We start from the raw sequence: 20,160 nt of genomic DNA, 5'->3' as shown, positions 1-20,160 counted from the left end.
ATACGCACGTATCAATTCTCCGGCTTTTCCTTTATAATAAAATGATTGAAAAAGGATGGAACGTAATGAAGCGTAAGATTGCCAAAGGACTGATGGCGGCGTCCGTTCTGATCTGCTGTCTGTTTTTGGTGAAAGAAGTGTTTGCCGGGCGTTTTTTTCCGCTGTGCGAAACAGAAGCGGAATCGGCAAGCATACCGCCGCGTGCCGTCAACAGCCTGTCGGTTTCATCGGAACAGACGGATGTGAAAATCATCGCGGAAGCGCGGAATGATATCGCAGCAAACATGGCGGGACCGGCGGGGAAAATGTTTGTCCAAAGCAGGGGAAAGACCCTCAATCTCAAAGCGAAGGAGAAAGGGTTCCAATTTCTGAATCTCTTTCAGCGCCCTCTGCTGATTGTCCGCATACCGTATGATTATCATCGGGACATCACCGTCCATACGTCAAGCGGCAGCATTGCCGTCGACGGAAACAAGGGGCTGTCTCTTGCGCACCTCGGCGTCCGTTCTGTAAGCGGGAACATGTCGCTGAAGCACGTGAAGACGGATGTGTTTGAAGCGAAGGGGCTGTCGGGCAATCTCACAGCAGCAGGCCTTGCGGCAAAAACGGGGGCTGTCCGCTTATCCTCGGGACATGTCGGGCTTCAACATGTGGCGGGCGCCCTTGACGTGCGGGTCGCTTCCGGCAGTGTCGACGCCTCGCTTGAGACGGCGGATGCTCCCGTATCCGTCAGGCTTGCGAGCGGCAGCGCAGCGATCACCCTGCCGAAAGACGGAAGTTTTACGGTGAACGCCGAGACGGCAAGCGGAAGGATCCGGCCGTCTTATTCCTTTGAGAAAACGAGTAAGGAAGGCGGGGCATTTACCGGCATGAAAGGCAGCGGCGCCAGGCCGATTGATATAAAAGTGACGAGCGGCAATATTGCACTGCAATAGTCAAGGAAAGGAGGGGCAGGCAGCTGATGGCAAAAAAACAGATTCTCGGACTTATCATCGCCTTATTAGGCGTCAGCATGTTTTTGCGTATTATCGGCATCGGCGACTTCTTGTTTTGGCCGCTCTTTTTTCTGATCACAGGTTATATTTTTAATAAATATTCCCGCGGCTGGCTCGGCTCCGTCCTGTATATCTTCGCCGCTTTTTTATTTTTGAGAAACCTGTTCAGCGCCACCTTTAACCTGTTCGGCTATGCCTTCGCCGCCTTTCTCATATACGCGGGCTACAGGCTCCTGAAAGGAAAGCGCGTGCATGAACATAAAGAGAAGAAAATCAATCTTGAAAAAGAAGAGCAGCCAAAGCCTTCCGCCCAGACGGAAAGCAGACAGCCGGACCTCCGCAGCTTTTTTATCGGCGAGCTCCGGATGATGAAGGACCCGTTTGAGCTGAATGATTTAAATGTTTCCGGATTCATCGGCGATGTGAAAATTGATTTGTCAAAAGCGATGATTCCCGAAGGAGAAAGCACGATGACCATCAGCGGTGTCATCGGCAATGTCGATGTGTACGTCCCGCCGGATATCGAAGTGTCCGTCAGTTCATCGGCTTTTATCGGCGAAATGAACCTGCTCGGCTCTAAGAAAAGCGGCATGAGCCCGAATCTGTATAAAGTATCGTCTGAGTACGGCGACTCGCCGCGGCGGATTAAAATTTCAATTTCGTTATTCATCGGCGATGTGGATGTGAAGTATTTATGAGGAAAAAATTACTCGCCAATATTCAGTGGCGCGCCATGCGGATGACCGCGGGACTCAGTCTGCTCCTTTGCGCGGTGTTTATTACGCTGATGCTGCTGTATTACGGGCTTGACCCAATGCTGTTGTTTTCTTCCGGCTGGTTCGGTATTCCGTTTGTGGTGATCCTGCTTCTGGCGTCTCTTTCGGCGGGATTGATTTCCGGTTATGTATACGGCGGCCGCCTGAAAACAAGGATGGATACACTGATTGAAGCGGTTTTGAAATTTGAAAACGGCAATTTTGCTTATCGGGTGCCGCCGCTCGGCGATGATGAAATCGGTCTGGCGGCAGATCAGCTCAACGAAATGGCCAAGCGGGTCGAGCTCCAGGTCACATCGCTGCAAAAGCTCTCCAACGAACGTGCGGAATGGCAGGATCAAATGAAAAAATCGGTCATCACTGAAGAACGCCAGCGGCTGGCGCGCGATCTGCACGATGCCGTCAGCCAGCAGCTCTTTGCCATTTCTATGATGACATCCGCCGTCTTAGAGCAGGTGAAAGATGCGGATGACAAAATCGTCAAACGGATTCGCATGGTTGAACATATGGCGGGGGAAGCGCAAAACGAGATGAGAGCGCTGCTATTGCATTTGCGGCCCGTCACTTTAGAAGGAAAAGGCTTAAAAGAAGGGCTGATTGAGCTGTTAAAAGAGTTCAAAGCGAAGCAGCCGCTGGATATTGAGTGGGACATCAGCGATACGGGTGTGTCAAAAGGCGTTGAAGACCATCTGTTCCGCATCGTGCAGGAGGCGCTTTCCAACGTTTTCAGACATTCAAAGGCGACCAAGGTCACCGTCAGGCTCGGCGCGAAACATCAAAAACTTCAGCTTAAAGTCATTGATAACGGGGCGGGTTTTACGATGGATCAAGTCAAAGCATCCTCATACGGCCTGCATTCCATCAAGGAAAGAGCGAGTGAAATCGGCGGCATAGCGGAAATTATCTCCGTAAAGGGAAAAGGCACGCAGATCGACGTGAAAGTCCCGATTTATCAGAAAACAAAAGGAGAGAACGACAGTGATTCGAGTGTTACTGATTGATGATCATGAAATGGTCAGGATGGGTCTGGCCGCATTTTTAGAAGCACAGCCGGACATTGAAGTCGCCGGTGAAGCATCAGACGGGCAGCAGGGCGTCGATCTGGCCGCAAAGCTTTTGCCGGATGTGATTTTAATGGACCTCGTCATGGACGGCATGGACGGTATCGAAGCGACAAAACAGATCTGCGCGAAACTCAATGACCCGAAAATCATCGTGCTGACGAGCTTTATTGATGACGACAAAGTGTATCCGGTGATCGAAGCGGGAGCGCTCAGCTATTTGCTGAAAACGTCCAAGGCGGCAGAAATAGCCGAAGCCATCAGAGCGGCTGCCAAGGGCGAACCGAAGCTTGAATCGAAGGTGGCGGGAAAAGTGCTGTCAAGGCTGCGCCATTCAGAGAATCAGCTTCCGCATGAAACGCTGACAAAAAGAGAACTGGAAATCCTCTGTCTCGTAGCGGAAGGCAAGACGAATAAAGAGATTGGTGAAGAGCTGTTCATTACGATTAAAACGGTGAAAACCCACATTACGAATATATTGTCAAAGCTTGATGTCAGTGACCGCACGCAGGCAGCCGTATATGCCCACCGCAATCATCTCGTGACATAAGAAAAGGAGAGCGGTGCCAGCACACTCTCCCGAGGAACGGGGTCATTGGGACATTCCCTTTGTTCCGAAATCCCTGATGGCGACTTTGACTTTGTATTCAATATCCGATTCACTGAAGTGATGATCCCAGTCAGAGGATATCTTTTTCCATTTATCGGGATAATGAATCCGGACTTGATCGCCTAACCCGGTAATATCCACTTTCAACTCATGCTGCATGTAATCAATGAATGCCATGACATCTGAATGAATGCTGCGTTTTACCGCGTTTTTGATTTCATTTATATAGGACTCCTTGAAGGAATCTTCTTTCGGGTTCCAATCCTCAGATAGACGGCCTTCAACAAACCGGGTAACGGTAAACTTGAATTTTCCGTTTTTATATTGTGTTTTTACATCATATTTGCTGGAAAATACCTCGAAAGACAAATAATAATTGTCATGCTTTGCAAACGTAACGCCTCCCTTTACCGTGCCTGTGAACAGGTTCATATTCTGGACTTGTAAAGGAGTTAGATTCGCATACCAGAATTTATTTTTAATAATGGTAGCGCCCCAGATTTCCAGTCTGCTGCCCACTTGGCGAACTTGAGGAAGGGCAAAGGTCTCGCCCTTGGCGATTCTCTCGGATATTTCCCCCAATGTCACGGGCTCCATCATCCGGATGGTGACCGCATTATTCTCCGTTAAGTCATAGATCGTATTTGACGCAGGCTCTCCCTGGTCACTGATTTTGAAAATATCTTTCGTTTTATCCGGCACCGTCATCACATTGCAGCTTCTTCTCGTACCGTTGTCCCTGATAAATTGGTTCATCAATGCGTCAAGCGGGATGTCGTCCTTTAACAGCGCCTCGGAAAACAGCATGATACGCAAGTGCTGGGAGAAAGCGGGGTGATTTTTTAATGATGCCGTTCGTAAGGCTTGATGGACGGTTTCTCCGGAAGTGGAAGTCACCTTTGTCGTGTCGCTCCCTGACGACGACTGCTGGGAACTTGCTTTTTGCGGAACCAGAATCTGCTGCGTCACTTCCACGTTTTCTTCCTCGGGTTTATCGAGCCCGACGCCGATAACGAGACTCAAATCTTCTATATTGCGGCTGTCCCAGCATCCGGCTAAAAGCAATGTGCAAAGAATGATTACGATATATTTCTTCATTGCGCTTTTTTCACCTTCCTTTTCACAGCGACGACTGCAAACATCAGTAAAGGCAGCAAAAAGAAAACCAAGAAGATATAGCCTAGAATATCACTGAACAGCATCAGCTTGTTAGCGTCTTTGGGCATCAATGATCCGAAGAATGTCGCAATGCCTACGAAAATGATGCCCTTTTTGTGCTTCAGCCCGAAAATTTTATTAAGACCCGATGTCGCGAAATATCCGTACGATACATAGGTGGCGAAAAATTGGATAATCCAGACGGCAAGCAAAAAAGACTCGAATCTTTCGATAAAAAGCCCTTTGATTTCAAATGATTGAAAAAGCGCAATCGTAGGCCAGATCATTGTTTTGACATCCTGGGTGGTTAAGGCGCCGACGACGAGCACGTAGGTAATGATGTATAAAATAATCGGGATGCCAAAGCCCATGGCCGACATACGGAACGTGTGCTTTTTATTTTTGATGTGCTCAGGGAGAAACAGCATAATCTCAATTCCTAAGAATGAAACAGAAACGACGGTCAAGGAAGCCATAACGGGAGAAAACCCCTGTCCGAGCACCGGCCGCAGGTTGTCCAGATCAAATATTTTAAAGCTGAAAGAAAACACCACCAGCAAAATAATGATCGTAATCGTTAAATAGAAAGGAAAGAGCCTGCCGAGATCGCTCATGCCGCCGATAATTAAATAAACGGAACAGGCGATAAAGATAAACAGCGTAACCGGCACGGGCGTTCTCTCCAATAAAAAGAACTTGACCATTTCCGCCATCGCCCGGGCTTCGAAGCTGGCGACTCCTATAAAATAGAGACAGATCATAAGATTGACGATATTTCCCGCCCATTTGCCGAGGCCTTCGTTCATATAATCAAACAATGATCCGTACTGATGCTTTTTCATAATGAGCGTATTGAGATAAATCAAAAAGATAAAGATGACGCCTTCCAGACATAATGCAATCCAGCCGTCCGGCGAATTCGCCCTTGATGACAGCGACCGCGGCATGGTAAGGAGTCCCGCCCCGAGCATCGTGTTGGAAATCAATGCCGTCCCTTGATAGCTTGTAAGCTTATTGAGAGTTGTTTTCTGGCTCATTTACGTTTTTCGCCTCTTTTGGTTGATTTTTAATAGGGAGACGGAGAATAGAGTCGTTTGCGTTTTTTAAGCTGAAAAATCCATTCGGCGAGAAATACGGAGAACCGAAGCTTCGCTGTCTCGATAAATGAGTGTAGATCGCCAGCATAAATAAAATCATGCCGTACAGCCCGAAAGCTGCGGCGGTAAACATCGAAATGAAACGGAGCACACGGAATGACAGACCCATCCCGTACTGCGGCACCGTAAATGAAGCAAGCGCGACAATGCTGACCACGATGACCATGATGGAGCTGACAATATTCGCTTCAACGGCCGCCTGGCCGATGACGACTCCGCCCACCAATCCGATCGTCTGGCCGAGCGGGCTGGGAAGCCTCAAGCCCGCTTCTCTCAGCAGCTCTATCGTAATTTCCATTACCATCGCTTCAATGATAGGCGGGAAGGGAACGTTTTCTCTGTTCGCCGCGATGGTGACTGCAAGCGACGTCGGCAGCAGCCCTTGGTGAAACGAAACGAGGGCGATATAAATGGACGAAAAAAACAGCGTAATAAAAATAGACGTAAACCGCAGCACCCGGATGAGCGAGGCGGAAATCCACCGTTCATAATAATCGTCGGGAGACTGCATTAAAATTCCTAAAGAAGCCGGAACCACCAGCGCAAATGGCGAGTTGTCGACAAGGATGGCGACGCGGCCGTTAAACAAGGCGGAAGAGACTTTATCAGGCCGTTCCGTATTTTGAATTTGCGGAAACGGCGAATACTTATTATCCTCAATAAGCTCCTCAAGCGTCCCGGAATCCTGGATGTCGTCCATCTTCACTTCGCTGAGGCGCTTTACAACATCGCTGACGACAGATGGGTCCGCCTTATCATCTATGTACATGACCGTGGCGTATTTTAACTTATTTTCTCCGATCGGAACCTTTTTCGTTTTCAGCTTCGGATGGTTCGTGCGCTGCCTGATCATGGCGACGTTTGTATCAGAATCTTCTATGAAGGCGATTTTCGGACCTCTTACGACCTTTTCGGATGTGGGTTCATTCACGCTTCTTTTTTCTCTTTTTCCCGTGGACAAAATGTATACGCTGTCAAGTCCGTTAATAAACACGGCGCATTTTCCCCGCAGAATGGAGATGACGGCTTCCTTCGACGTAAAGACGGGACGGGCGTCGATCTTATCAAGACGTTTCGTCACCGTATCCAGCGTCAGAGTGTCTTCCTCCCGAAGCAGCATTTCAATCGCCTCTTTTATTTTGTCTTCGTCGTTCATTTCACTCAGATACATATAATAAAAAACAAGCCCGTTCGGAAGCATCTTTTTATTTTGAACCAGATCATCATTCTGCTCTACGTGGGGAAGCACCAGTGCCAGATTAACGTGTATGTATTCCTTGAATTCCGATTGCGCCATCGACAGTCACCCGCCTTCCAATCCTTAATTGAGGTTATCTTTTCCTGTTAAAAAAATGATATACTATGATAAAGTATTTAATGGTACAAGTTTTTTTATGAAAGCGGAGGAGAGATGTGGCACAAGTCAGACTGGCAGGAAATGCCGAAGAAATTGAACAGCTCATCAAATCATTTGAAGCGCATTACGAAGTGGCTTACACGTCGAAAGAATACCGTAAAACAAATCCGAAGTATAAATACTCTAAGGATTCGCGCGTCTATCTTGAGCTGAAATTAAAAACGGCCAAGGCCGAAAAATAAAAAGGGTTTCATCTGTTACTGGCGAATAATACTCAGGGTGAAGCAACTGTTATGGAGGGATACATAAATGGACTACAGAATTGAAAAAGACACCATGGGAGAAGTTAAAGTTCCGGCAGATAAATTTTGGGGCGCTCAGACACAGCGCAGCAAAGAGAACTTCAAAATCGGTTCAGAAAAAATGCCTCAGCGTGTTGTGAAGGCGTTTGCAATATTGAAAAGAAGCACAGCGATCGCCAACGAACGCCTCGGCAACTTAGAGTCTGAAAAAGCACAGGCGATTGCCGCTGTATGTGACGATGTTTTAAACGGCAAATACGACGATAACTTTCCGCTCGTTGTCTGGCAGACGGGAAGCGGCACGCAAAGCAACATGAACATGAATGAAGTGGTGGCCAACCGCGCGACTGCTTTATTGAAAGAAAAAAATTCCGAGCTGAAGATTCATCCGAATGATGACGTCAACCGCAGCCAAAGCTCAAACGATACATTCCCGACGGCGATGCACGTTGCGGCGGTTCTTGCCGTATATGAGCAGCTCGTTCCGGCGCTTGATCAGCTGCGCGCGACGCTTGATGAAAAAGCGAAAGCTTATCAGGATATTGTGAAAATCGGACGCACGCATTTGCAGGACGCCACTCCGCTGACGCTCGGACAGGAAATCAGCGGCTGGGTATACATGCTTGACCGTTCGAAAGAAATGATTCTTGAGTCAACGGAAAAAATCCGCGCGCTTGCCATCGGAGGCACGGCAGTCGGCACGGGAATCAACGCCCACCCGCAGTTCGGTGAATTCGTCGCGGAAGAAATCACAAAAGTAACGGGGCAGACATTCAAGAGTTCGCCTAACAAATTCCACGCGCTCACAAGCCATGATGAAATCACTCACGTTCACGGCGCGTTAAAAGCATTGGCTGCCGACCTGATGAAGATTGCCAACGATGTCAGATGGCTGGCAAGCGGCCCGCGCTGCGGAATTGGCGAAATCGTCATTCCTGAAAATGAGCCGGGAAGCTCTATCATGCCGGGCAAAGTCAACCCGACGCAAAGTGAGGCGCTGACAATGATCGCCGCGCAAGTGATGGGAAATGACGCGACAATCGGATTTGCGGCCAGCCAAGGAAACTTCGAGCTGAATGTCTTCAAACCGGTTATTATCTATAACTTCCTGCAGACCGTGCAGCTGCTCAGTGACGGAATGAATTCCTTCCATGACAAATGCGCTGTCGGTATTGAGCCGAACCAAGAGACGATTCAGGAAAATCTCTCTAACTCATTAATGCTTGTTACGGCGCTTAACCCGCACATCGGTTATGAAAACGCCGCGAAAATCGCCAAGCTTGCCCACAAAGAAGGCCTGACGCTGAAAGAAGCGGCATTACAGCTGAACCTTCTGACAGAAGAACAATTTAATGAAATGGTGCGTCCGGAAGATATGGTGCACCCGAAAGCATAAAAAGAAAGAACGGCTGCAGTCATTGCGGCCGTTCTTCTAAATAAACTGCTGTTTCAGCAAAAATCTGAGCTGTTCTGCATCTTCAGCCAGCAGGTCGGATTCCTTCAAATTCAAAATCATTCCTTTGATGATTGCCGGTTTCGGCGACTTTTTCTTCATTTCCGCTTCCAGAATATCCAAGCTCTCGGTGAATTCAGTTGCTTGCGTCTTGTCCATCGTGCCGATGCGCGTGCGGAGGGTCTGCAAGATCGATTGGCTTAAAGGATCGGGCTGCCCGTTATGAAGGGGCCCAAACAGTGAGCTTGCCTCATCAAGAGAAATAAACGCTTCATCATGTCTGTCCGCCATTCCGTTTACGATGTCATCAATTCTGTGAATCACGGTATTTGCCAAAAGCGAAGGCTGTACGGACCGGCCGGTCAGAATGAGATATTCAAGATACATCTGACTGATTCCTTCTATTAAAAAACAAAGCTCGGCTGTGTATGGTTCAGCTTTTTCTCCGTAAATCGCAAGAAGACTGTCGATATGAAACTGCAGGATCGACCGGCGGATTCTCTTTCCGCACTGCGCCGCTTCTTCGGTATAAGGAAGTGAACCGTCTTTCATCTGCACGGTAATAAAATCCTGATGGGCGAGGATCGATTCGTAAAACACCGCAAGCTGTTTTTGGTAAGCGGCTCTCGGACTGTCACCCTCCGTTTGGATCGTCGTGATTCGGGTAAACGTTTTATCATAGTAGTAATTCAGCATGGATAGAAGCAGTGCTTCTTTGGAAGGAAAGTAAAGATAAAAAGCGCCTTTTGAGATTTTGCATTCATCGGCGATTTCCTGAACCGATGTAGATTTGTACCCTTTTCGGGCAAACAGTTTGATTGCTGCTTCAATGATCAGCTTTTCTTTTTCCTTCAATGGTTCCACCCTTTCGGAGCCAGGAGGCTGGCTTGTGCTTCTCATGTATGACTATATGGTCATATTGATATTCCGTAAATTTAACCTGATTGTAACTTGTTTTTTTGTTTTGTTTTATTTATATTATAAAGTGAGCTGACCGAATGGTCAAAGTTCTGGCGAAAGGGTGAATCTGAAAATGAAAGAATTAGATGAAATGATCAGCCGCTTGCGAAACAGAGGAATTAAAGTCGAAAAGGTGAAATATCCGAAAAAGACAATTTGTGAAAAGAAATGGGTTCATCAATGCCAAAAACCGCTGAAAGCAAACTACAGAGATTTTAACGGCTATTCCTTCACATAAAAAAGACTGCAATGAAACACTACAGTCTACTTTGGTATGATAATTCGGTAGATTACACCCGATTGGTCATTTTCAATTGAAATTGATGCTTTATGCAAGGTTAAAATCCGTTTTACGATGCTGAGTCCTATGCCGAACTCGCCTTTCTTCCCTTTATTAAAAGGCTCGTACAAGCTGGATAGCATCTCATCCTCAATCGGAGGCCCGTCATTTTTAACCGTCATGACAATCTGCTGCTGATTTTGGCTGATCCGAATGTGAATCGCCGTTTCTGCATAGCGGATTTGATTTTCGAGAATGTTTTCAAGAAGTTTGCTCCATTGTTCCGGATCACCGGGCATCATTAATGCATCTTCTGTTTCAACGGTCCACGATAATTCCTTCCGGGCCCATTTGAGCCGTTCAATGACTTCTTCCGTGACCTTCACAATGTCAAATGTCTCATGGTGCACCCGCTGCTTCATTAAATAATCAAGCTTCGTTAAATATAATAAATCCTTAATTTTCTTCTCAAGTTTTTCTGCTTCGCCTTCAATGACATCAATTGTGGTTTCCAGATCCCCCTTAGGAAAAATCCCGTCCTTTATTGATTGAGTATAGCCCCTTATCACCATGACAGGCGTTTTTAAATCATGAGAGATATTTTGCAGTAGCGTTCTTTCCGTTTCGTCTTTTTGCACCAGCTTGCTCCGCATGTCTTCAATGGTCTGGCCTAATTTTCCGATTTCGTCTTTTCTGTCGACGATGACCGGATCATCCCAATCCTGTTTTGAAATCCGTTTGACATGCTTTTCTAAGGAAACGAGCGGGCGCGAGAGATATTTGGCAAGCCAAATCGCCGGAATCCAGCTTAACAAAATCACGCCGGCAATGATAAAGAGCAGCTGCTTGAACAGGGTGAATGCCAAATCATCACGATAAGAATCAAGGGCATAAGACAGCATCATCGCATCCTGGCCGTTAATGGTGAGGCCTTTTTTAATGACGAAAAATACTTTTTCACCGCTGATGTCCGCGCTGTATCGTTTCGTGACGCTGTGCTGGCGGCCCGCGAGCTTGTACACCTTATGGATAAAGGAAGAAGAAAAGTAGTTCAAGTCTTTGTCACTGGCCGATTCCTCCCGTTGCGGCAGAAGAACGTGCTGAACGGATCGGAAAGTCGTCGGCGCGGTCGCATCCTCGCTGTAATATCCCCGCTCGATCGATCCGGGCAGCCGGTACTCCGTCAGTACATGCTGTTCATTTTCAATGGTCGTATACGTTTCATCCGTGAAAAAATTACGCAGCGTATTTGAGAACAGCACGAGAAGCAGAATCGAAATGGCTAAGAGGATGCCTGAGATGACCACCCATATTTGAAAAGCAAGCGGCTTATTTTTCATGACGTCATCATCCTGTAGCCGAATCCGTAAATGGTTTCAACCTTTAACCCGGGCATTTTTTTCCGCAGCCTCCGCACAAGATCATCGACCACCCGGTCAGTGCCGAAATAATCATGGCCCCATATTTTCAGCAGGATATCTTCCCTGGAAAAGGGGTGTCCTTTATGATGAAGAAATAAAAGCAGCAGATCAAATTCCTTAGACGTCAAATTGACCAGGCTGCCGGTTTCATCATAAACCTCTCGGGCATCTTCGATCACATTGTAGGAAGAAACGGTGATGCCGGTTTTCTTTGCGGCGGGCTGTTCTTTATACACGAGCTCGAGCAGCTTCTGGACCCGTATAATAAGTTCTCTCGGTAAAAAGGGCTTGGCGATATAATCATTGCTTCCGAGCTCCAACCCGAGGACTCTGTCAATATCGGCATCCCGCGCGGAAATGAAAATAACCGGCACATCGGGATCTTTTTCTTTTATTTCTTTTATCAATGTATAGCCGTCCGTATCCGGAAGCATGATGTCAAGAATCCACAAGTGGGGAGACGGCTGCATCTGCTTTCTGGCATCTTCGCCTTTTGTGAAAGATGTAATGTTCCAGCCTTCATTCTCTAAATATTTTGTGAGCAGTTCATTCAGGTTATCCTCATCTTCAACTAGATAAATGGTGTATGACAAGGCATTTCACATCCTTTCAACGTCATTATACTAGTTTTAACACACTCAAGCCGCATTTTCATAATTTCACATATTCTTTTCATTTTTATCCCACAATGTTTGTTTATGATGTGTATAAGGGAAGAAAGGAAGAAAAAAAGCGGGGAAGATAACATGTTCAAACACATTTTGTTTTGGAGCTTTGCTTTTCTCCTTATTATTGGGACAATAGAACTTGTACATGCGATGAATATGTAATCGATAGAATGAAAACATGCTGAAGGAGTGTGCGTGAATATGAATGATCATCGAGATGACGGCAGAAGCCGCGATCAGTCAGATCTTTCACATACGGAACAAAACAGAAATGAACAGCAGCAGATCAGCCATCAGGAGCCCGAGCTGCTCGAAGGGCCCGTCTCGAAAGAAGCGGAAAACGAGACGGCGGCCGGTACGGAATTTGAAAAAACGGCTGCCGTGAAAAAAGAAAAAAAACGGAGAGCCGCTTGGCTGAGCCCGATTTTAGGCGGCATTATCGGCGGAGGCCTCGTGCTTGGCATTGTGCCAAACCTGCCGGGTGAGCAGCATAAGACAGAAGCCGTTTCTGATACGAAACAAGTTCAGTCTTCGAATTTTACGTCAACGCCTTTGAAAAATACCTCAAGCGTAGCGGATATGGTAGAAGATTTGGAGCCTGCGATTGTGGGAGTGTCCAACTACCAAGCTTCGCAAAGCAGCCAGTTCGGACTTGACGGCGGTTCAAGCTCTGAAACGGAAAGCGGCACGGGGTCAGGCGTCATCTTCAAAAAAGACGGCGAAAAAGCGTACATCATTACAAACAACCATGTCGTAGAAGGTGCGAACAAACTGTCGGTCACTCTTTACAATGGGAAAACCGAAACGGCAAAGCTTGTCGGAAAGGATGCCATCAGTGACTTGGCTGTATTGGAAATCAGCTCGTCCAATGTCAAAAAAGCGGCCAGCTTCGGGGATTCCTCCAAGCTCCGCATTGCCGATAAAGTGATTGCCATCGGCAACCCGCTCGGCCAGCAGTTTTCCGGCACCGTCACACAAGGTGTCATCAGCGGGCTGAACAGAACGGTAGACGCCGATACATCCCAAGGCACAGTGGAAATGAACGTGATTCAGACGGATGCGGCGATTAACCCCGGAAACAGCGGCGGCCCGTTAATCAACTCGAGCGGCCAGGTTATCGGGATCAACAGCATGAAAGTCAGTGAAAACGGCGTGGAGTCACTCGGCTTTGCTATTCCGAGCAATGATGTAGAACCGATAGTCGACCAGCTGCTTGCAAAAGGAAAAGTCGAGCGCCCATTTTTAGGTGTGCAGATGATTGACATGGCGCAAGTGCCGGAAACTTATCAGGAAAACACGCTCGGACTGTTCGGCGACCAGCTGTCAAAGGGTGTTTACGTAAAAGAAGTGCAGTCCGGCTCACCGGCTGCGAAAGCGGGCATCAAATCAAATGACGTCATTGTACAATTGAACGGCAAAGATGTCGGCAGCAGCGCTGATATCAGACAGATCTTATATAACCAGCTGAAAATCGGCGATAAAACGACTGTTCAAGTGCTCAGAAGCGGAAGCAAAAAGACGCTGAACGTCACATTAACGAAACAAACCGAAAGCGCAAGCTGAACGCATAAAAAAAGCTGAACCTGCAACTGAGGTTCAGCTTTTTTCGTTATTCTCCCAAGTAGGCTGACAGCATCCACACATGCTTGTCCGCTTCTTCAACTAATCCGACAAACAGGTCGGCAGTTGACGGGTCATTTTGTTCCTCGGCGATGCCGATGACAAATTTTGATTCGCGGCTGATTTGTTTATAGTCTTGAACCAGTGATTCCACCATTTCAGAAGCCGTTTTTTCCTGGCCTTCATCCGTAATGGAAGCTTGTTCAAGGTAAGTGTGTAAAGTTGCCGCAGGCTGTCCGCCAATGGCCAGAAGACGCTCTGCGATGGCATCCGCCGTTTCCGCCGCTTCGTTATACAGTTCCTCAAATTTTTCATGAAGCGTAAAGAAATGAGGGCCTTTTACATACCAATGGAAGCGGTGCAGTTTAGAGTAAAGGATAAACCAGTTTGATAATTGTGTGTTCATTGATTTCTCAACAAGAGTTTCAGTTTTTTTCGTGTTTTGTGTATTCATATTCATCGTCCTCCCTGTGATCTGTTAATTTAATTATATCACGTATTAAATAAAAATAAATACTAAATTATAATAATTATAATTTAGGTTCAAGTGAACAGCTTTTTCTTTATAATCGATTCCCAGGCGGACCACGGAAAGAGTGAGCGGAAAGCCAATGTCAGCTTAACGCCCCTGCCGATCGGATACCGCAGTTTCTTCAGCCGTTTCCTTTGTGCCAATTGATAAATCAGCTCCGCTACGTCATCAGGATCGCCGCTTTTGGATGCGTTGGCTTTGAAGTAAGCTTCGATTTGCTGATAATAGCGGTAATAAGGCGAATCTTTGCCGGGTGCCGTAAGATGATTGGAGAGAGACGTTTCCCATATAGATGTTTTGTAGGAGCCCGGTTCTATTAAAGCGGCATCAATTCCTAACGGCAGCAGTTCGAGGCGCAGGCTCTCTGTAAACCCTTCAACCGCGAATTTGGAAGAGACATACGGAGATAGAGCCGGGAAACCGGTCAGTCCGCTGATACTGCTGATATTGAAGATTTTCCCGCCATGTTTTCGCATATAAGGCAGCACGGTTTTTGTGACGTGAATCAGACCGAATACATTTGATTCATACTGCTGTCTGTAATGTTCCATCAGCACATCGTCAATAAACCCCCCGTACGCAGTGCCGGCGTTATTGACGAGCAGGTCAATCGGTCCGAAACCGCTGATGGTGTTCCCGAAGTCAGACACCGACTGCTCATTTGTCACATCTAAAGAAACGACCGTAACATGTTCGGATGCACCCGCTTGAGCGGCGGCCTCTTTCAGTATTTCAGCTTTCTCCGGCTGTCTGGCTGTTGCGATGACGTGATAAGACCGGGCGAGCTTCAGCGCTGTCAGCAGCCCGAATCCGCTCGTCGCGCCGGTTACAATGGCAATTTTTCTGTTCATCTTATAATCCTCCCCGTTTGTTCTTATCTCATAGTGTATAACATCTCGCGGAAAGAAGGAGAAATCGTTCGGAAATATGTCAGAATTGTTTTATAATGGAGTCAGCTTCGGATAGAAAGGGGTAAAGAAAAGATGGCATTAGAGGGATTGAAGGAAACATGGGATTTAAACTCCATTTTTGAGGGCGGGAGCCGGTCGGAAGAGTTTCAGCAATACATACAAGAGCTCAAAAAGCATCTAAGCGCTTTTCAACATGCGGTTGAAGCGTTTACAGCTCCGACGCATGCGGATGAAAGCCGGGAGCTGATCAATCTGATTGATAGGTTTGAACGGTCAGCGATCATGATCAGGCAAGCGGGAGCGTTCGTCGGCTGTCTTCAGGCTCAGAACACTCATGATCAGAAAGCGAATGAATGGAGGGCGCGGATCAATCAGCTGAGCAGTGATTTTAAATCCGCTCTGGTCACCCTTGACGATACACTTGCCCGGATTGACGAGCCGGTCTGGGAGGAGCTGCTGCAAAAACCGGAACTTCAGGATCTCACATATGTTTTAAATGAAAGAAGAGACCGGGTCAAAGAGAAGCTCAGCGCTTCAGAAGAAAGGCTGATTGAAGGCCTGGCCGTTGACGGCTATCACGCATGGGGCGACCTGTATAATGCGGCTGTCGGCAGAATGAAGATTCCGTTTGAGGATAAAGAGCTGTCGGTCGGCCAAGCGGAAAATATGATGGCGCACCCGGACCGCCGCATCAGGCGTCAAGTGTTTAAAGAGCTTAATGAAGCGTGGAAAGGAGAAGAGGAGCTTTTCGGCAGCACGCTGAACCATCTGGCCGGCTTCCGCACGGAAATCTATAAAGCGCGGGGCTGGAAAAGCGCTTTGGAAGAGCCGCTTGCGATCAACCGGATGAAAAAAGAAACGCTGGATGTCATGTGGCAGGTCATTACCGATCATAAAAAGCCTTTTGCCGAATACCTGAATCGAAAGGCGTCTCTTTTAGGGCTTGAGCGGCTGAACTGGTATGATGTGGACGCGCCGATCGGCGAGGCTCCGAAAGAATACACATTTGATGAAGCGGCCAATCTGATCGTCAGCCAATTTTCGACGTTTGGCAAAAAGCTGTCCGCATTTACGGAAAAAGCATTCCGTGATCGGTGGATAGAAGCGGAAGACCGCAGCGGCAAACGGGTCGGCGGTTTCTGCACCAGCTTTCCCGACAGCGGAGAATCCCGGATTTTTATGACGTTTTCCGGAAGCGCTTCGAATGTATCGACGCTGGCGCATGAGCTCGGTCACGCGTTCCATCAGGAGGCCATGCTTCAAGTGCGGCAGCTGAACAGAGCCTACGCTAAGAATGTGGCTGAAACAGCCTCGACCTTTGCGGAAATGATCGTCGCCGACGCCGCTTTGAAACAAGCGGAGACAAAGGATGAAAAGGTGTTCTTGCTTGAAGATAAAATTCAAAGAAGCGTAGCCATGTTTATGAATATTCATGCGAGATTTTTATTTGAAACGCGTTTTTATGAAGAGCGCAAGCAGGGCGTCGTTCCGGCTGAGAAACTGAATGAACTGATGGAAGCGGCGCAGAAAGAAGCATTTTGCGATTCATTAGGGGAATACCACCCTCATTTCTGGGCGTCAAAACTGCATTTTCATATTACGGGAGTGCCGTTTTACAACTTTCCGTATACGTTCGGTTATTTATTTTCGCTTGGAATATATGCAAGAGCTCTTCGGGAAAAAGCGGATTTTGAAGAAAAATATATCGCGCTTTTGTGTGACACGGCTTCGATGACTGTTGAGGATTTGGCGATGAAGCACCTTGGAGCGGATCTGACGGAACGGTCGTTTTGGGAAGACGCGGTCCGCCTAGCCGTACAGGATGTGCAGGAATTTTTAGAGCTGACTGAATGATAATCTTGAGATGAACCGGCCGGAGTGTTACCGCTCCGGTTCTTTTTTGTTTAATGAATGACAGCCGCCTCCCTTGGAAATACCTAAAAACGATCGGAATGGAATGGGAGTGAATCGCATGAAATGGATCAGAACGGCGGGCGTTTTATGTCTTACGCTGATGCTGATTGCCGGCTGCCGATTGAATGAAGAAAAACGGGAAGCGGAACAAGACAGCACACCCGTGTCATCCGCGAAGCCGGTTCCTTACAGCAGCTTTTCCCTTCGCGTCAGCTACGGAGCCGGAGAGCATAACCGCTATGAAGGTTTGTATGAAAGTAAAGGCGGTCATGAAAAGGCTGACATCCGGGACAAGCTCTCAGGGGTTCACAGAGAGGGCGAGGAAGCGCTTGATGAAATGAAGATGATCCTTGGAGAACTTGCCGTAAACAGCCGGATGCAGGAAAGCGAGGTCGTCCGGCAGGTGCTCTCGGCTTTTAATTTGGACAGCCGCTATGACCATTTTTATTTGAAACTGAAAAAGAACGACGGAGAAATGACGGAAATAAAAAAATAACTGCCGCCCGCTGCTTTTTTGCCCAAAACTAATTGATAATGATATTCAGAGTCATTAATTTCTGTTACAATATAATCATGATCTCACGTTGAATGTTTAGGCAATTTGTTTATATACATAGTGTTGGGAAACTCAAAAAAGGAGCGGTTAGCGGTATGAGTGCAATTTCTACAGAGACGCTGAGCTTAGGGTACGGAGAAACTGTTATCATTGACGAATTGGATGTCGCGATTCCAAAAGGCGAAATCACTGTATTGATCGGAAGCAACGGCTGCGGAAAATCGACGCTTTTACGTTCATTGGCCCGGCTGATGAAACCGAGGGGCGGTTCTGTGCTTTTAGAAGGAAAAGCCATCGCTAAGCTTCCGACGAAGGAAGTGGCAAGAGAGCTCGCTATATTGCCGCAGAGTCCGTCAGCTCCCGAAGGCCTGACGGTGCATCAGCTTGTGAAGCAGGGAAGATACCCTTATCAAAGCTGGCTGAAGCAATGGTCCAAAGAGGACGAAGACGCAGTGGCAAAAGCGCTTAAAGCGACGAAGCTTGAGGAAATGGCCGACCGTCCGGTGGATTCCTTGTCAGGCGGACAGCGCCAGCGCGCATGGATTGCGATGACACTCGCTCAGGATACGGATATCATTCTGCTTGACGAGCCGACAACCTATCTCGACATGACGCATCAAATTGAAATTCTTGATTTGCTGTTTGAATTAAATGAAAAAGAAAAACGCACAATCGTCATGGTGCTGCACGACCTCAATCTGGCATGCCGTTATGCCCATTATCTGGTCGCCATTAAGGATAAACAGATTTACGCAGAGGGCCGTCCCGAAGAAGTCATCACTTGCGAGCTTGTACAGCAGGTCTTTGCGATGAACTGCCAGGTAACCCAAGATCCGCTGTTCGGCACGCCGCTTTGCATTCCGCACGGACGCGGCAGATGTATCGTGCAGGAAGCGGCCCTCACTGCCCGATTGTCATAATCATGAAAAAGGGAAGGGAACGGTATGGAAGAGAAACTGCAGCAGCAGCTGGACGGCCTGCTTGAGAAATACACGGAACTATTGCTTGGCGAAACAAACCCGGATGTAAAGGAAGAAGTCAGGCAGTGGATTTTGTATACACATATCGCAAAAAGCATGCCTCCGCTCGTCAAACATTGGAATCAATCCTACCCGGACGCCAAAGAGGGCATCAAAGCTGCGATACAGCATATTAAACAGCTCAATGAAGCACACAGAAAAAAACAATAAAAAAGCTTTCGGCATCAAAGAGAGGTGCCGGAAGCTTTTTTTGCTGAAAAGGAATCAATAAAGGCGCCGTTCAATTCATAGCGAAGAACTTTAATGTAACTGACGCACCCGTTTGTTAACGTATATTTCTTCCGCTTGCTGAACCAAGAAAAAAGGACCGCCGTAGCAATCCCTTTCTCTCTTTCCTATATATCACATTTCCTTTCGGATACGTAATAACTCTTCAAATGCTTTTATATTTGTATCAAAATTGGGCACTGTTTGAGATTCTTCGGCACATTTGACTTGTGCTACAACCAAATCATGAAAAGGTGTTGAAATGCCAGTACCTTCTGCCATTTTGGGAATAACTCCATTAATATAATCAATTTCTGTTTTGCGTTTTTTCTCAAGATCCTGAAGCATACTTGCTCTTAGCAGCCTAGATGGTTCCATGGCTGACCTAAATGTTTGGATACGTTCAGGAATATCATTTTCGCTTCTTAATTCCAAAGATTCTAAATCAAGGCCGCCCATTTTCGCAAATTTGACACCATTGGCGTGTCCCACCTTAATCGTCTCATCTGCGATATGGACTGCACTGACAATGCCGATTTCATGGTCAAGAATGTCTCCGTATTCTCCGTTTAATGCAGCCGATAAACCACTGAATGCATTATTGATAAGTAATTTTGACCACTTCGTTCCAACTAAATTATCGGAAATATGTGTTCCGCCGATAAGGTCTAAAACCGATTTAATACGCTGGATTCTTTCTGTTGTTTCACCATGTAATTCTCCAATTTGAAAAGCGTACTCTTTAAATTGAGTATACTCAGTTGTAAGTCTGGATACGCCTGGTTCAATAAACGTAGCACCAAATTCAACAGAACCTGCAATAACACGTTCATCACCAACGATCGAAGCAACTTTCTGTTCAGGTATACCGTTTTGCAAGGAACATACTACACTGTCATCCTTTAAAAAAGGCAGTAACTCTTTAAGGATGGAGTCATTATATAATTGTTTCGTCAGGAGTAATATGAAATCATACTTGCCTGATTTGTTTTCAGGGGTGATGGCTTTCACCTTTGCTTGAAATTCCGTTGTACCAACTACTTTAGCACCTATTTGATTTAGAGTATCTACATGTTCTTTGTACGAATCAATCAATTCGACATCCATTCCGCCAGCAGACAGATATGCTCCAACTATGGTTCCTAAAGAACCTGCTCCTAAAACTGCAATTCTCATTGTAAA

21 protein-coding genes are annotated in these 20,160 nt (G+C 47.0%); 12 read left to right on the top strand and 9 right to left on the bottom strand.

The annotated features are described in order from the left end of the window. Positions 1-65 precede the first annotated feature (65 nt). From NYE42_RS16510 to NYE42_RS16495, 4 genes are read left to right on the top strand one after another with little or no spacing between them, the layout of a single operon-like run. The gene (locus tag NYE42_RS16510; protein ID WP_352426592.1) at positions 66-935 is read left to right on the top strand and encodes a DUF4097 domain-containing protein; all 870 of its coding nucleotides are present in this window, start codon (positions 66-68) and stop codon (positions 933-935) included. A gap of 26 nt (positions 936-961) precedes the next feature. Beyond that, positions 962-1,693, top strand: a complete 732-nt coding sequence (gene liaF / locus NYE42_RS16505; protein ID WP_033574865.1) for a cell wall-active antibiotics response protein LiaF — start codon at positions 962-964, stop codon at positions 1,691-1,693. Then, positions 1,690-2,772 (top strand): two-component system sensor histidine kinase LiaS, encoded by a 1,083-nt coding sequence (gene liaS / locus NYE42_RS16500; protein WP_003151796.1) that lies wholly within the window; start codon positions 1,690-1,692, stop codon positions 2,770-2,772. Before liaF ends, liaS begins: the two co-directional genes overlap by 4 nt. Next, on the top strand, positions 2,750-3,382 hold the full coding sequence (locus tag NYE42_RS16495; RefSeq protein WP_251257625.1) for a response regulator transcription factor: 633 nt from the start codon (positions 2,750-2,752) through the stop codon (positions 3,380-3,382). Before liaS ends, NYE42_RS16495 begins: the two co-directional genes overlap by 23 nt. A 42-nt stretch (positions 3,383-3,424) precedes the next feature. Here the strand turns inward: NYE42_RS16495 and NYE42_RS16490 are convergent, their stop codons facing one another. The 3 genes from NYE42_RS16490 to NYE42_RS16480 are packed head-to-tail and all read right to left on the bottom strand — an operon-like array spanning position 3,425 to position 7,054. Continuing rightward, positions 3,425-4,540, bottom strand: coding sequence for a Ger(x)C family spore germination protein (locus NYE42_RS16490; RefSeq protein WP_352426591.1), 1,116 nt, complete (start codon positions 4,538-4,540; stop codon positions 3,425-3,427). Beyond that, entirely contained in the window at positions 4,537-5,637 is a 1,101-nt protein-coding gene (locus tag NYE42_RS16485) for a spore germination protein (protein WP_007410062.1), read from the bottom strand. The genes NYE42_RS16490 and NYE42_RS16485 overlap by 4 nt, the downstream gene beginning before the upstream one ends. After that, on the bottom strand, positions 5,612-7,054 hold the full coding sequence (locus tag NYE42_RS16480; protein WP_033574867.1) for a spore germination protein: 1,443 nt from the start codon (positions 7,052-7,054) through the stop codon (positions 5,612-5,614). The genes NYE42_RS16485 and NYE42_RS16480 overlap by 26 nt, the downstream gene beginning before the upstream one ends. 116 nt (positions 7,055-7,170) lie before the next feature. Between NYE42_RS16480 and NYE42_RS16475 the strand changes: the two genes are divergently transcribed. Beyond that, a complete protein-coding gene (locus NYE42_RS16475; protein ID WP_003151806.1) occupies positions 7,171-7,356 on the top strand; it encodes a YvzF family protein in 186 nt (61 codons plus the stop codon). Between the two features lie 67 nt (positions 7,357-7,423). Next, positions 7,424-8,812, top strand: a complete 1,389-nt coding sequence (gene fumC / locus NYE42_RS16470; RefSeq protein WP_007410064.1) for a class II fumarate hydratase — start codon at positions 7,424-7,426, stop codon at positions 8,810-8,812. Between the two features lie 36 nt (positions 8,813-8,848). On the opposite strand, the gene NYE42_RS16465 is transcribed toward fumC, so the two are convergent. Continuing rightward, positions 8,849-9,724 carry a TetR/AcrR family transcriptional regulator gene (locus tag NYE42_RS16465; protein WP_094032474.1) on the bottom strand — a complete coding sequence of 292 codons (876 nt, stop codon included), beginning with the start codon at positions 9,722-9,724 and terminating at the stop codon, positions 8,849-8,851. A 178-nt stretch (positions 9,725-9,902) separates the two neighbouring features. Here NYE42_RS16465 and spxO point away from each other — a divergent pair, with 178 nt between their 5' ends. Then, complete coding sequence (gene spxO, locus NYE42_RS16460) at positions 9,903-10,067, top strand: anti-adapter protein SpxO (protein ID WP_003151811.1); 165 nt, start codon at positions 9,903-9,905, stop codon at positions 10,065-10,067. Positions 10,068-10,093: 26 nt separating this feature from the next. On the opposite strand, the gene NYE42_RS16455 is transcribed toward spxO, so the two are convergent. Continuing rightward, positions 10,094-11,449, bottom strand: coding sequence for a HAMP domain-containing sensor histidine kinase (locus NYE42_RS16455; RefSeq protein WP_033574868.1), 1,356 nt, complete (start codon positions 11,447-11,449; stop codon positions 10,094-10,096). After that, positions 11,446-12,123 (bottom strand): response regulator transcription factor, encoded by a 678-nt coding sequence (locus NYE42_RS16450; protein WP_007410069.1) that lies wholly within the window; start codon positions 12,121-12,123, stop codon positions 11,446-11,448. The genes NYE42_RS16455 and NYE42_RS16450 overlap by 4 nt, the downstream gene beginning before the upstream one ends. 276 nt (positions 12,124-12,399) lie before the next feature. Here NYE42_RS16450 and NYE42_RS16445 point away from each other — a divergent pair, with 276 nt between their 5' ends. Next, positions 12,400-13,761, top strand: a complete 1,362-nt coding sequence (locus NYE42_RS16445; protein ID WP_025285242.1) for a S1C family serine protease — start codon at positions 12,400-12,402, stop codon at positions 13,759-13,761. 46 nt (positions 13,762-13,807) lie between these two features. Here NYE42_RS16445 and NYE42_RS16440 read toward each other — a convergent pair whose 3' ends face one another. Further along, on the bottom strand, positions 13,808-14,272 hold the full coding sequence (locus NYE42_RS16440; RefSeq protein WP_251257627.1) for a Dps family protein: 465 nt from the start codon (positions 14,270-14,272) through the stop codon (positions 13,808-13,810). 89 nt (positions 14,273-14,361) lie between these two features. Then, entirely contained in the window at positions 14,362-15,201 is an 840-nt protein-coding gene (locus NYE42_RS16435; protein WP_174747297.1) for an oxidoreductase, read from the bottom strand. Positions 15,202-15,333: 132 nt separating this feature from the next. On the opposite strand from NYE42_RS16435, the gene NYE42_RS16430 reads away from it, so the two are divergent. The 4 genes from NYE42_RS16430 (at position 15,334) to NYE42_RS16415 (ending at position 18,921) form a co-directional block, all read left to right on the top strand. Continuing rightward, positions 15,334-17,115: a M3 family oligoendopeptidase gene (locus tag NYE42_RS16430; protein WP_352426590.1), complete on the top strand. Its 1,782-nt coding sequence runs from the start codon at positions 15,334-15,336 to the stop codon at positions 17,113-17,115. A 118-nt stretch (positions 17,116-17,233) separates the two neighbouring features. Beyond that, complete coding sequence (locus NYE42_RS16425; protein ID WP_025285240.1) at positions 17,234-17,671, top strand: YusW family protein; 438 nt, start codon at positions 17,234-17,236, stop codon at positions 17,669-17,671. Between the two features lie 155 nt (positions 17,672-17,826). Further along, a complete protein-coding gene (locus NYE42_RS16420) occupies positions 17,827-18,651 on the top strand; it encodes an ABC transporter ATP-binding protein (RefSeq protein WP_012118397.1) in 825 nt (274 codons plus the stop codon). A 24-nt stretch (positions 18,652-18,675) separates the two neighbouring features. Beyond that, positions 18,676-18,921, top strand: a complete 246-nt coding sequence (locus NYE42_RS16415) for a YusU family protein (protein ID WP_003151822.1) — start codon at positions 18,676-18,678, stop codon at positions 18,919-18,921. Between the two features lie 192 nt (positions 18,922-19,113). Here the strand turns inward: NYE42_RS16415 and NYE42_RS16410 are convergent, their stop codons facing one another. Continuing rightward, entirely contained in the window at positions 19,114-20,154 is a 1,041-nt protein-coding gene (locus NYE42_RS16410) for a 2-dehydropantoate 2-reductase (protein ID WP_014418834.1), read from the bottom strand. Positions 20,155-20,160 lie beyond the last annotated feature (6 nt).

The sequence above is a fragment of the Bacillus sp. FSL K6-2865 genome, from assembly GCF_040311405.1.
Taxonomy (GTDB): domain Bacteria; phylum Bacillota; class Bacilli; order Bacillales; family Bacillaceae; genus Bacillus; species Bacillus velezensis.
Note: the sequence above shows the minus strand (reverse complement) of the source record. Positions and strands in the feature narration are given on the sequence as shown.